The organism is Candidatus Pelagibacter sp. PS_40 (genome assembly GCF_059417765.1).
In genome coordinates, this window is record NZ_CM182064.1 from 285925 (window position 1) to 298128 (window position 12204).

Consider the following 12204-nt stretch of genomic DNA (forward strand, 5'->3'; position numbering starts at 1 on the left):
ATCAAGTCTTTATTATGATTAAACTATGAATTCTTTAGCTTAATAAAAGAGTGAATAGCAATTGCTGTGATGATAACTACACCACCTTGGATAGTCTCAAGACTGGGTTGTTCTTTAATAATTAACCATACCCAAACAGGACCAATTATAGTCTCTAGTAAGAAGAATAGGTTTACTTCAGCTGCAGGTATGAACCTTGGAGCTATAGTCACTAGTACAAAAGGTATAGCAACACACATAACACACATTAAAGGAACAATAATTAGATCACTATCAACTAGTGCAAAACTTTCAATGAACAGAAGTGCAAACATTGCTACAATTAATTTTCCAACAACAGCTGCTGGGATTAAGTTTTTGTCCTTTGCGGATCTAATAGTAACTGCTCCAACAGCCAAACCTAAAGCAGTTATTAAGCCCAATATATCTCCAAAAAAGTTACCTAATTGTATTGAATCGTAGAATATATAAATAGCAGCAGTAAAAGTTACAAATATTGTAATCCATGTTTTTCTATCAGGTAATTCTTTTAAAAATATTGCACCAAGCACTGCAGATAACATAGGAGCCATTGCAATCATAACTAATGTGTTTGCAACATTGGTATTTTGTATTGAAACAACAAAGGTAATATTGGTTACAGAGAAAGTACCAATATAAAGTAAGCCATGATAGCCACTTGAAAAAAGCATTTTAAAGAAATTTAATTTATAAATTAATAACATTCCTAAAAATACAGTGATGAAAGGAATAAGGCCTCGATAAAAAACAAGCCCCCAAGTATCAACATTAGAAAGTCTTATAAATAAACTATCGGGAGTAATAAACATTACTGCAACAAATGCGAGTAAAGATCCTTTTTGCTGGTCGGATAATTTGTTCAAGCTTTTAATCCTTTCCAAAATGTTTTTGCAAGATTAATGCTTGTAAGATCATAAAAAGATTTTAATCCTGTAGGAGAGGTTACATTAATATCTCCATTTAATTTTTGGTCGATAAAATCAATACCAGAAAAATAGATGTCATTTTTTTTAAGATCTTTACCAATTATATTTGAAATTTTATTTTCTAATTTTGTTAATTTAGCTGAGATAGGTATCGCTCCTTTACTCATGTTGCTTAAGAAAGATCCTTTTTTTGGAACTCTAGAGATCGCACCACAAACTTTACCATCAATTATAAAAACTCTTTTATCTCCAAACTTAATTTTAGGTAAAAACTTTTGACACATAATATGTCCATGTTTTTTTATGAAATTTTTAATCAATTTCGTATTTATTTTATTTTGAAATAAGTGAATATCATTGCCACTAAAACTATGAATAGGTTTTATAATCATTTTTTTATTTTTAGAAAAAAACTTATTAATTTCATTTATATCTTTTGTGAAAATTGTATCTGGCATATATTTTTGAAAAGATGTTGAGTATAATTTTTCAGAGATATTTCTAATAGAGGTTGGATTATTAATAATTTTAACTTTATTTTTTATTTTATCTAAAATGTAAGTTGTTGAAATATATTCTAAATTGAAAGGAGGATCTTGCCGTATCAAAATATACTTACATTGTGTAAGTTCTAGTTTTTGTTGGTTTAATATTTTAAAAAAACGCTTATTTGAATAATTAAACTCTACGTAAAATCCATTCGCTACGACCTTATTGTTAATTATTGAGAGGTCTTTAGGTTCATAATAAAAAATTTTGTATTTTAACCTTTGTGCTTCAATGGCTAGAAATATACTAGTATCCGTTAGAGGCCTTAGTTTTGAAGGGTGATCACCTTGAATTGCAACTATCTTATTTGTCATATAAATCGTTTAAATTTTCATTCTTAGAAAATTTATCTATCATATGATCTGCGTTTGTTGTCTTATTATCAATCAGTTTATCTAAGTGATTTAAAAACTTAGTCTCATTATCATTAGATTTACTCAAAATGTCTCTGTTTAATAATCCTTTTCTAGAAATCCCAAGGAGTAAGGATGACCAATATAATAGATCTTTTCCCATCAACTCAGTGTTAAACCCTTTTTTAGGTGCCTCTAGGTAGGCATTAATTATTTTATTCTTATCCCACTTAGAAACCAATTCGTAAGCCTCATCTAAATTTCCATATAATATTCCAGTATTAAAAGCAGGTCCAGAACACAAACAGTCCCAACCACAAGTGTCCATTGATCTTAACTCTATATATTTCTTAAGTCTATTTTCTGTAAAAATTGTACTTAGGTGAGTGGTTAAATCGTCTTCAGTTGGAAGTCGGTTGTTAATTTCATTAATTTTTCCATTCATGAAATCTGAAAATGAATAATTGCTTCCTGATAAATATTCTTTTTTGTTTTGAATAAATAATAAAGGAAAGTTTATTGAAAAATCTGCATATTTTTCAAAATCCATATTATCAAAAAAAACTTCAGGTAAACCTCCTCTCGATGTTTCTTGCCAAACTTTAGAACGATAAGAACTGAAACTACTATTTTTTTTTTCAACTATTGAAGAATTTGCAAAAAGGGCAATAGATATTGGTACTATAGAGTTAACTATTTTAAACTTCTTAATAAAATCTTTTTCAGAATCGTAATCCAAGTTAAGTTGTGTACCACAAGTTCTATACATCATATCTAAGCTTAAAGAACCACCATTGGGCATATCCTTAGTCATTACTTTATATCTTTGTTTTGGATTATTAGGAACTTCACTAAGGGTTGAAATTGGATCAAAACCAGCACTAACAATTTTTAAATTTAATTTTTTTGTTACTTGCTGTAACTCAAATAAATAATCATGAGATTCAGCGCAAGCTTCATGGATATTATTTAGTTTATCACCTGATAACTCAATTTGATTTCCAGGCTCAAGAGTAATACTTTTTCCTTGTTTCTGTAATCCAATAATATTTTCTTTTTCCATTATTGGCTTCCAGCCAAATTCACTTAGCAGTGAAAACATTTTTAGGACAGTAGGGTAATCTACTCTTTTGTTTGTTTTTTCATCAAATAAAAATTTTTCATGTTCAATGCCAATTTTAAAATTTTTAACATCTTTAATTCCAGATTCAAAATATTTGATTATATGTTCTTTATGAGTGATCATTGATTTATATATAAGGATTTAAAGTTCATTTTAAAGTCTTTATGTTTAACTCTTCTGTTTGAAAATTTTGTATTGGTTGCTTTAGTTGTTTGAAGCGGTGCTTAGTAATGATAATTGAGTAATTTTATCATCCCCTAATTCATCTATAGGTTTAACAGGATATTCACCTGTAAAATAATGATCTGTTAATTGAGGATAATTATTATCTCTTTTGTTAAAACCCATTGCTCTATAAACACCTTCTAAAGATAAAAAATCTAATGATTTAGCACCAATATATTCACAAATTTCATCATTAGTTTTATTTGCAGCAAGTAACTCTTTTTTAGTAGGAGTATCCACACCATAAAAATCAGGAAACCTAATTTCCGGACAGGCAATTTTTACATGAACTTCTTTGGCTCCTGCATCATATAACATTTTCACAATTTTATGAGAAGTAGTCCCTCTTACAAGCGAGTCATCTATTAAAATAATTATTTTATCTTTAATAGTTGATTGATTTGCATTTAATTTTAATTTCACACCAAGACTTCTAATTTTTTGACTGGGTTCAATAAAGGTTCGACCAACATAATGATTTCTAATTAAACCTAATTCAAAGTTAATTCCTAAATGCTGAGCAAAACCAAGGGCTGCTGCATTACCAGAGTCTGGTACAGGAACTACAATATCTGCTTTGATTTTGTTTTCTTTTGCAAGTTCAATTCCAAATTGCTTTCTATGCTCATAAGCAGATTTACCATTTAGTAAACTGTCTGGTCTTGCAAAATAAATATACTCAAAAACACACGGACGAACTTCTCTAGCGGGGAAGGGTTTAATGCTTCTTAGTTCATTATTTTCTATATAAACAACCTCACCATTTTCTACATCTCGAATATATTTTGCACCAATTATATCTAGCGCACATGTTTCAGAAGCAAAGACATAACTATCTTTGATTTTCCCAATCACTAATGGTCTGATTCCATGAGGATCTCTTACACCAATTAAAGTATTTTGTGTTAGCATGACAAGAGCGTAACCACCTTGTATTTGGAATATGGCATCTATAACTTTATCAATTGTTTTGTTTCTTTTTGATTTAGCAATTAATTGAACAATTGTTTCTGTGTCAGATGTAGTATGAAATATTGCACCATCTTGAACCAATCTATTTCGAAGAGTTATTGAATTAGTTAAATTTCCATTATGAGCTACACCGATACCTCCAGCATTTGTATCTGCAAAAAAAGGCTGTATATTTCTTAAAGTGTTTTCACCAGTTGTACTATATCTGTTATGACCAATAGCATAATCACCAGGCAAACTATTTAACACTTTCTCTTTATTAAAATTATCTCCAACTAAGCCAAATCTTTTTTCAGAGTAATATTTTTTTCCATCAAATGTAACTATTCCACAACCTTCTTGACCTCTATGTTGTAGAGCATGTAATCCTAAAGCGGTTAGTGCGGCTGAATCTTTATTGTTACTTACGCCAAAGACACCACATTCTTCTTTTAATTTGGGATTATAAATCTTGAATTTTTTCTTTGGAATCTTGATAGTTTTTTTCATTTGGAAACTCTTTCAACAAATAATTACTACCTTTTTCAATATATGGGAAGGCGTATGATTTATCAGTATTAATTGGCCATTTACTATAATTATACACAATATCTATAGCTGAAAATAAACAAATACAGATTACATAACTTCGGATAAATCCAAAAAATAACCCAAATAAGGAATCAAGTCTTCCAAGACCAACAAATTTTACCGTCTTACTAATGGCTTTATTTGTAATAAGAATAACAAAGATCACTAAAATAAAGATAGTTATGCCGAGCGCAATATCTAAAACATATTCACTATCAATTATATTTTTAAAATAAGGCTTAGCTTTTGGAAAAAGAAGTAAAGTTACAACATAAGCTAACACCCATTTTGAAGCTGACAATAAACTTAAAACAAAACCTTTACTATAACACTTGATAACTGAAAAAATTGTAATGATTAGAAATATTAGATCTATTAAAGACACCGCTTGATAAAAATCTTTTAAAGCATCAAGCATAATAATATTATTTTCCGAATGGTTTACTTATTAAAATAAGAGAGGGCAGTAAAGTTAATACTGAAATCATTGCAAGTAACATTGCTAAACCAGTAAACACACCAAAATAAATTGTGGGTATAAATTTAGAGAAAACCAAAATTGAAAACCCAAAGACAATGGTTATTGAAGTATTTAGGATTGCAACACCCACTGTTGAATGACAAACTTTTAGTGTTTTGTTATAGTCTTTAATTTTTAAAAACTCTTCTTTAAACCTATAAATGTAGTGAATACTATTGTCTACTGCTATTCCTATTGTGATTGCAGCAATAGTAATAGTCATCATATCAAGGGGTATTCCAAGCAGGCCAATAATTCCTAAAATAAAGAAAGCTGCAATAAAATTAGGAACAACACCAATAAGAGATAGTTTAAAATTTCTAAATAAAATCATAAACATTGCAAAAATTCCAACCATTACTAAACCCAATGTGAGTATTTGAGATTTAAAAAGGCTTTGGAGTAAATTATTAAACAAAATTAAAACACCAGCTAGTTTAAACTCTTCTTTGCTAAGCTTTAATTCATTTTCAAGGTCATAATTTATTTGGTTTATTAAATCATTTCTTCTCAAACCATCCTGTGAGTCAATAATTCTAATGCTTATCCTAGCCTCATTATCTTTTATGGATATATAAGGATCTATAATATCTTTTTTTATAGTTTCTGGAATTTTTGAATAAAGCACTCCCATTTCTAAGGTTCCAAGGGGCTTGTTATTATTTAACTGTGTAGCAACTTCAATAATTGAACTAAATGATAAAACCTTTCCAACTGCAGGAAGATTATCTAAATAATTATGAACATTTTGAATTTTTTCAATTTTGTCTTTTGTAAACCAGTATTTTTCATCATCTTTACTGCCTTCATCATCCCAGCTTTCAAATTCGTCATCTTCGGTAGTCTCTACTATGATATTTTCAGGAAATTTTAATATAACTTCTAAAGGTGTCGTGCCACCTAGTTTTTCATCAATAAGTTTCATACCTTTATAAATCTCAGTATTTTTATTAAAATAATTTATAAAACTATTTTCAACTTCAAGCTTACTTATTCCAACAACACTTAAGACGATAACCAAACCTGTTACTAAAAAAATTATACTTTTATTATTAATAGAAATTTTACCAAAAAAAGAAGTAATTTTAGAATCAGCATCTTCTTTAATTTTTACTGTATTGCTAGATATAAAGCTCAATAGAGTAGGGAGTAAAGTAAATGTGATTATAAAAGAAGTTATTAATCCTAAAGTCATCATCCACCCAAAATCAATAATAGGTTTGATGCCACTAAATACTAAAGATAGAAAAGCACATATAGTTGTAAGAACTGTATAAATAATAGGCCAAAACATCTTACTAGTTGTCATTATAATAATTTTTAAATTATCTAAATTTGGAAAATCTTCTCTTAATTGTAGAAACCGGGTGCTCATATGAATATTCATTGCCATAGTTAGAATTAACATTAAAGCAATAAAGTTTGATGATATAACGGTAACCTTCCAGCCTAAAAGACCAAGCAGACCCGTCATAATTAAAACTGAAAAAAAGCAGCTACTAATTGGAACAATAATCCATATTAGTTTTCTAAATATAAACCACAGAGTAGCAATAATAAATAAAAGAACTCCTAGACCAAAAACAATAATATCACTTTTAATAAATGACATCATGTCATCCGTGATCATTGGAATACCTCCTAAGTATATTTTTCCAACATCTCCATAGGACTTAATAACCTCTCTTATTTGGGTGATATTTTCATGATTTTTCTTTTTTAAAGTATCTTTATATTCTTCAATTTCTTGAGCTGATTTACTTTCAATATCTTTTAGTTCATCTTTTTTTATATAAACAATTATGCCACTTGTTTTACCATCTTCACTTATTACAAAATTTCTAAAAACTGGACTATTTAATATTTCTTTAAACCCTCTTTCAGTATCAACACCTTCATCTTTTAAAGTTTTAAAACTTTCTAGTCTTTCTTGAAGAGGTGCTTCTGAATTATTTAATAAAGGGATATCAAGTAGTGTAATAACGCTGTGAACCCAATCTAGACTTTGAATTTTATATTTTAAACTTAAAAGATTATTAATAGAAGATTCAGTAACCATTCCCTCATTGGGAGAATAAGTTAGGATTAAAAACTCTTTAGAACCATATCTTTCAGTAACTTCTTTTAAGTATTCAAGATCAGGGTCCCCTTCAATTAACAAAGTATCAGATGAGGCATCTAGTCTAAAATCTTTAGAAAAATACCCAAAACTTAAGAGAGTAATTAACAATAATATAAAAATTGATTTAGGATTTTTTAAAACAATATTTTGATAAAATAGAGACAGCATTCACAGCTAATATATTGGATATTAGTTAATTTGAGTATCTTTAAATTTGGTAAACATTGCTTCAAATTCTACCATAACATTACCCGTTGGGCCGTGTCTTTGCTTTCCAATAATAAGCTCTGCTAGATTTGACACTTCATTCATTTTTGCTTGCCATTCAGCATGCTCAACAGTTGCAGGTCTAGGTTCTTTTCTCTCTAAGTAATAGGCCTCTCTATATACAAACATTACAACGTCAGCATCTTGTTCAATTGATCCAGATTCTCTTAAATCTGATAACTGAGGTTTATGATCATCTCTTTGTTCTACCGCTCTTGATAGCTGTGATAGAGCTATCACTGGAAGTTTAAGTTCTTTTGCCATTGCCTTAAGGCCTTGTGTAATTTCAGAAATTTCTTGAACTCTACCATCTCTATTATTCCCTGATCCTCTCATCAATTGAATGTAATCTACAACAATCAAATCTAAACCAAATAATCTTTTAATACGTCTTGCTCTGTTGCTCATAGCAGCGATACTGATAGCTGGTGTTTCATCTATATATAAAGGAAGTTCAGAAATATTCTTTGAGGTCTCAATAAATTTATCAAATTGCTCATCAGAAATTCTTCCCCGTCTTATATCGTTTGATTTAATTCTAGATTGTTCTGCTAAAATTCTAGTTGATAATTGCTCAGAAGACATCTCCAGTGAGAAGAAAGCTACTGCAGATTTTTTTCCACTTTCTTGTAGTTTTTGAGCAGCATTAAAAGCTATATTTGTTGCTAAAGCAGTTTTACCCATTGAAGGTCTACCTGCAATAATAATTAAATCTGAATTATGAAGCCCACCCAGTCTATCATCTAAGTCTCTTAGACCAGTAGGAACACCAACGATCCCTTCATCATTTTGATAAGCAGCTGAAGCCATCTCAATAGTTTGTTTCATCGCTTCATCAAATTTAATAAGTGATGAATTGAAAGAACCTTTTTCAGCAAGATCAAATAATAACCTTTCTGAATTTTCAATTATATTTTGGCCATTAACATCAAGTGCATTTAGTTTTGCAGCATCAATAGTATTTTCAGATATCTTAATTAGTTCACGTCTTACAAACATATCATAAATAATTCTTGAATATTCTATTGCTTGTCTTGGAGGAGTAGAAAATTTTGTAACTTTTACTAAATACTCAGGAACATTTAATTCGTCTTTTTCATTTTCAAAATAATTTTTTAAAGTTATGGGGTTTGCAAGCATCCCTTTGTAAATTAGGCTTTCAATTGCTGAAAAAATACTTTGATGCATCGGGTCATAAAAGTTAACACTTGAAACGATAGTATTTATTTCATCAAACGTTTCATTTTGAACTAGTATTGATCCAATTACAGCCTGTTCTGCTTCAATATTGTTTGGAAGTTCTTTAAAAGTATCTTTAACTAGACTGAGGTTATTTTCCATGAAGAAATCTTATCTTAATTAAGATTTAAAAAAATAAAAAATATATGCTGGGGAAAAAATTGTATAATTATTGAATAGTATCAGCTGTAACTACATTAATAGTAATTTCAGAATCTACTTCAGAGTGTAGAATAATTTTAACCTTAAATTTACCAATTGATTTAATTTCAGTTATTGGTTGTATCATTGAAGGTTTAATATCTAGTTTGTCATTTTCTAATATCAGTTTTGAAATTTCAGTTGGTTTAACTGATCCATACAATTCTTTATTTTCAGTACTTAATTTTTTAATCTCATATTCTTTATTGTTAATTTGTTCAGAAATTTTTTGAGCTTCTTTTTTCTTTTCAGTATCTTTTTTACTTAGCTCAGATTTAATCTTTTCAACTTCTGCAATATTTTCTTTTGAGGCATAAAGAGCTTTTTTATTTGATATTAAGAAGTTTCTAGCAAACCCTCTTTTAACATCTATGATTTCTCCAATAGATCCAATTCTTCTTAAGTTTTCTAAAAGTATAACTTTCATTTAAATTAACGCTAAATTTCTAGCTCTCTTAATAGATAGAGAAAGCTCTCTTTGTTTTTTTTGTGAAACATTTGTAATTCTTGATGGTAAAATTTTACCATTTTCAGACATATATTTTTTTAACAATCTGATGTTTTTATAATCAACTTCTGGAGCACCCTTAGCAGATAAAGGACAAGTTTTCTTAAATTTGTATTTATTAGGTTGAAAAATACTTAGTTTTGCAAAATTACTTTGACTACCTTTTTTTTTATTTCCTGCTCTTTTTTTTGATGGCATAATTAATCTCTATTATATTCTTTTTTATATTCTTTTTTTTCGTATTCATCTTTCTTTGAAAAATATTTAGCCTCTAAATTAAACTTTTTAACTTTAACTGTCATATATCTTAGAAGATTTTTATCAATTGCTTCATTTTTTTCTAATTCATCAATAATTTTTCCAGGACCTTTAATCTTAAAGTGCATATAGATGCCTTTTTTATTCTTTTTAATAATGTAAGCTAAATTTAACAAACCCCAATCTTCAGTTTGTACTATTTCTCCTTCATTTTTTTCAACTATTTTGGAATATTTTTCAGTTAATTGCTTAACTTGCGCCGGGCTAGTATCTTGTCTAGCAACTATTGTATGTTCGTATAAATTCATAATTGTTCTTTAATAAAAAGTGAGGATATACTATTATAATTATTGAATTACAACACTTAAAACCATAATAAACTTTAGATATTTAAATGTTTTCTGTTATTTTTCCAGGTCAAGGCTCACAATTAGTAGGAATGGGTAAAGACCTACATGCCAAATATAGCTTAGTTCAAGATCTATTCAAGGAAGCAGATGATACTCTTGGTTTCTCACTATCAAATCTTATTTTAAATGGTCCTAAGGAAGAATTAGACTTAACTGAAAATACACAGCCAGCAATATTTTTGCTCAGTTATTCAATATTTAAGTTAATCAAAGAAGAGTTTAAAATCGATTTAGATAAAGCAAAATTTTATGCAGGACATTCTTTAGGAGAGTACTCTGCGTTAACCGCTGCTGGGTCATTGTCATTTTCAGATACTTTAAAAATATTAAAAATTAGAGGTAATGCGATGCAAAACTCTGTTCCAAAAGGCGTGGGTGGAATGGTTGCAGTTTTGGGCTCTGAAATTGAAATAATAAAAAAAATTATTGATGAGAATAAAGATGAATACGAATGCTTTATTGCAAATGACAATTCTGTAGGTCAGATCGTTTTAAGTGGAAAAATTGAAGACCTGGAGAAAATTATGGTTGATTTGAAAGCTTCAAATATTAAAAATATTAAATTACCAGTTAGTGCTCCGTTTCATTGTAAATTGATGAATAATGCAACACTTGTGATGAAAGAAGAAATAGCAAAATTAAATTTTAATGAACCTAAAAACATCCTTATTTCAAATGTAACAGGAAAAGAAATATCTAATTCGAATGAACTAAAAGAATTACTAGTTAAGCAAATTGAAAGTAGTGTTCGTTGGCGTGAGAGTGTTTTGTTAATGATTGAGAAGGGTGTTACAGAGTTTATTGAAATAGGACCAGGCAAAGTTTTATCTGGATTAATAAAGAGAATTGACAAAAATGTTAAAGTTAGTGCAATAAATTCAGAAGAGGATATAAAGTTAATTAATATCAATGAGTAGTTTAAAAGATAAAAATATTATAGTCACAGGTGCTTCAGGTGGAATTGGCAATTCAATAGTTGAGAAGTTAAACCAAAATGGTGCAAATATTTTAGCTACTGGTACAAGAATTGAAAAACTAGAAGAGTTAAAAGAAAAATTTAATAATATAAAAATACTTAAATTTGATATTTCTCAACATGATAAAATCGAAGAATTTATAGAAAATGCTACCAAAGAACTAGGTGGATCCTTAGATTGCATTGTTAATAATGCAGGCATTACAAAAGATAATTTAACTATTAGAATGAGCTTAGAAGAGTGGTCAAAAGTTATAAATATTAATTTAACCTCTACATTTCTAATGTGTAAATATTCAATTAAAAAAATGCTTAAAAATAAATCTGGAAAAATTATCAATATAACCTCTGTTGTTGGTCATACTGGTAATGTTGGACAAGCAAACTATACTGCATCTAAGGCAGGTATAGTTGCAATGTCAAAAAGCTTAGCAATTGAATATGCAAAAAAAAATATTAATGTTAATTGCATATCCCCAGGCTTTATTAGTACTGCTATGACAGATCAAATAGATGAAAAATTTAAAGAAACAATAATCGCTAAAATTCCATCTAATAGACTGGGTAAACCTGAAGATATTGCTAATGCAGTTAATTTCTTAAGCTCAGATCAGTCAGACTATATTAATGGAGAAACATTACATGTTAATGGAGGCATGTATTTGGGTTGACAAAACTACTTTTTGAACTAATAACGAAATATAACAAAAAGGAACATTATGTCAGAAGATATTTCAAGCAAAGTTAAAAAAATTGTAGCAGATCACTTAGGTATTGATGAAGCTAAAGTATTAGACGATTCAAGCTTCATAGACGATCTTGGAGCAGATAGTTTAGATACAGTTGAGTTAGTAATGGCTTTTGAAGAGGAATTTGGTTCAGAAATTTCAGATAGTGAAGCTGAAAAAATTCTTACTGTAGGTGACGCTGTTAACTTTATAGCAGGAAAAGCAAACTAGAAATT

General features: G+C 28.8%; 13 protein-coding genes. 3 read left to right on the forward strand and 10 right to left on the reverse strand.

Annotated features, from left to right (window positions below; translation table 11 throughout):
* Positions 1–23 precede the first annotated feature (23 nt).
* The 10 genes from AC5SLW_RS01525 to rpsF all read right to left on the reverse strand — a co-directional run bounded on the left by AC5SLW_RS01525 (position 24) and on the right by rpsF (position 10162).
* Positions 24–884 (reverse strand): DMT family transporter, encoded by an 861-nt coding sequence (locus AC5SLW_RS01525; protein ID WP_494575449.1) that lies wholly within the window; start codon positions 882–884, stop codon positions 24–26.
* On the reverse strand, positions 881–1810 hold the full coding sequence (gene gshB, locus AC5SLW_RS01530) for a glutathione synthase (protein ID WP_494575451.1): 930 nt from the start codon (positions 1808–1810) through the stop codon (positions 881–883). The genes AC5SLW_RS01525 and gshB overlap by 4 nt, the downstream gene beginning before the upstream one ends.
* On the reverse strand, positions 1800–3095 hold the full coding sequence (locus tag AC5SLW_RS01535) for a glutamate--cysteine ligase (RefSeq protein WP_494575453.1): 1296 nt from the start codon (positions 3093–3095) through the stop codon (positions 1800–1802). The genes gshB and AC5SLW_RS01535 overlap by 11 nt, the downstream gene beginning before the upstream one ends.
* Positions 3096–3176: 81 nt before the next feature.
* A complete protein-coding gene (gene purF, locus AC5SLW_RS01540) occupies positions 3177–4658 on the reverse strand; it encodes an amidophosphoribosyltransferase (protein WP_494575455.1) in 1482 nt (493 codons plus the stop codon).
* Positions 4612–5157 carry a CvpA family protein gene (locus AC5SLW_RS01545; protein WP_006997213.1) on the reverse strand — a complete coding sequence of 182 codons (546 nt, stop codon included), beginning with the start codon at positions 5155–5157 and terminating at the stop codon, positions 4612–4614. Before AC5SLW_RS01545 ends, purF begins: the two co-directional genes overlap by 47 nt.
* A 7-nt stretch (positions 5158–5164) precedes the next feature.
* Positions 5165–7549 (reverse strand): efflux RND transporter permease subunit, encoded by a 2385-nt coding sequence (locus AC5SLW_RS01550; RefSeq protein WP_494575457.1) that lies wholly within the window; start codon positions 7547–7549, stop codon positions 5165–5167.
* A 21-nt stretch (positions 7550–7570) separates the two neighbouring features.
* Complete coding sequence (locus AC5SLW_RS01555) at positions 7571–8989, reverse strand: replicative DNA helicase (protein WP_006997211.1); 1419 nt, start codon at positions 8987–8989, stop codon at positions 7571–7573.
* Between the two features lie 67 nt (positions 8990–9056).
* Positions 9057–9515: a 50S ribosomal protein L9 gene (gene rplI / locus AC5SLW_RS01560; RefSeq protein ID WP_006997210.1), complete on the reverse strand. Its 459-nt coding sequence runs from the start codon at positions 9513–9515 to the stop codon at positions 9057–9059.
* Positions 9516–9794, reverse strand: coding sequence for a 30S ribosomal protein S18 (rpsR, locus tag AC5SLW_RS01565; RefSeq protein ID WP_006997209.1), 279 nt, complete (start codon positions 9792–9794; stop codon positions 9516–9518).
* 2 nt (positions 9795–9796) lie between these two features.
* Positions 9797–10162, reverse strand: coding sequence for a 30S ribosomal protein S6 (rpsF, locus tag AC5SLW_RS01570; RefSeq protein WP_006997208.1), 366 nt, complete (start codon positions 10160–10162; stop codon positions 9797–9799).
* Positions 10163–10248: 86 nt separating this feature from the next.
* Here rpsF and fabD point away from each other — a divergent pair, with 86 nt between their 5' ends.
* The 3 genes from fabD to AC5SLW_RS01585 are packed head-to-tail and all read left to right on the forward strand — an operon-like array spanning position 10249 to position 12199.
* Positions 10249–11181, forward strand: a complete 933-nt coding sequence (gene fabD, locus AC5SLW_RS01575) for an ACP S-malonyltransferase (protein ID WP_494575460.1) — start codon at positions 10249–10251, stop codon at positions 11179–11181.
* Complete coding sequence (fabG, locus tag AC5SLW_RS01580; protein ID WP_011281882.1) at positions 11174–11911, forward strand: 3-oxoacyl-[acyl-carrier-protein] reductase; 738 nt, start codon at positions 11174–11176, stop codon at positions 11909–11911. The genes fabD and fabG overlap by 8 nt, the downstream gene beginning before the upstream one ends.
* Positions 11912–11959: 48 nt before the next feature.
* Positions 11960–12199: an acyl carrier protein gene (locus tag AC5SLW_RS01585; RefSeq protein ID WP_006997205.1), complete on the forward strand. Its 240-nt coding sequence runs from the start codon at positions 11960–11962 to the stop codon at positions 12197–12199.
* Positions 12200–12204: the final 5 nt, after the last annotated feature.

Coding starts and splice junctions, on each gene's coding strand:
- fabD (WP_494575460.1), top strand. CDS start 10,249: ATGTTTTCTGTTATTTTTCCAGGTCAAGGCTCACAATTAGTAGGAATG.
- fabG (WP_011281882.1), top strand. CDS start 11,174: ATGAGTAGTTTAAAAGATAAAAATATTATAGTCACAGGTGCTTCAGGT.
- purF (WP_494575455.1), bottom strand. CDS start 4,658: ATGAAAAAAACTATCAAGATTCCAAAGAAAAAATTCAAGATTTATAAT.
- AC5SLW_RS01585 (WP_006997205.1), top strand. CDS start 11,960: ATGTCAGAAGATATTTCAAGCAAAGTTAAAAAAATTGTAGCAGATCAC.
- gshB (WP_494575451.1), bottom strand. CDS start 1,810: ATGACAAATAAGATAGTTGCAATTCAAGGTGATCACCCTTCAAAACTA.
- rpsF (WP_006997208.1), bottom strand. CDS start 10,162: ATGAATTTATACGAACATACAATAGTTGCTAGACAAGATACTAGCCCG.
- AC5SLW_RS01535 (WP_494575453.1), bottom strand. CDS start 3,095: ATGATCACTCATAAAGAACATATAATCAAATATTTTGAATCTGGAATT.
- AC5SLW_RS01545 (WP_006997213.1), bottom strand. CDS start 5,157: ATGCTTGATGCTTTAAAAGATTTTTATCAAGCGGTGTCTTTAATAGAT.
- rpsR (WP_006997209.1), bottom strand. CDS start 9,794: ATGCCATCAAAAAAAAGAGCAGGAAATAAAAAAAAAGGTAGTCAAAGT.
- AC5SLW_RS01555 (WP_006997211.1), bottom strand. CDS start 8,989: ATGGAAAATAACCTCAGTCTAGTTAAAGATACTTTTAAAGAACTTCCA.
- AC5SLW_RS01550 (WP_494575457.1), bottom strand. CDS start 7,549: ATGCTGTCTCTATTTTATCAAAATATTGTTTTAAAAAATCCTAAATCA.
- rplI (WP_006997210.1), bottom strand. CDS start 9,515: ATGAAAGTTATACTTTTAGAAAACTTAAGAAGAATTGGATCTATTGGA.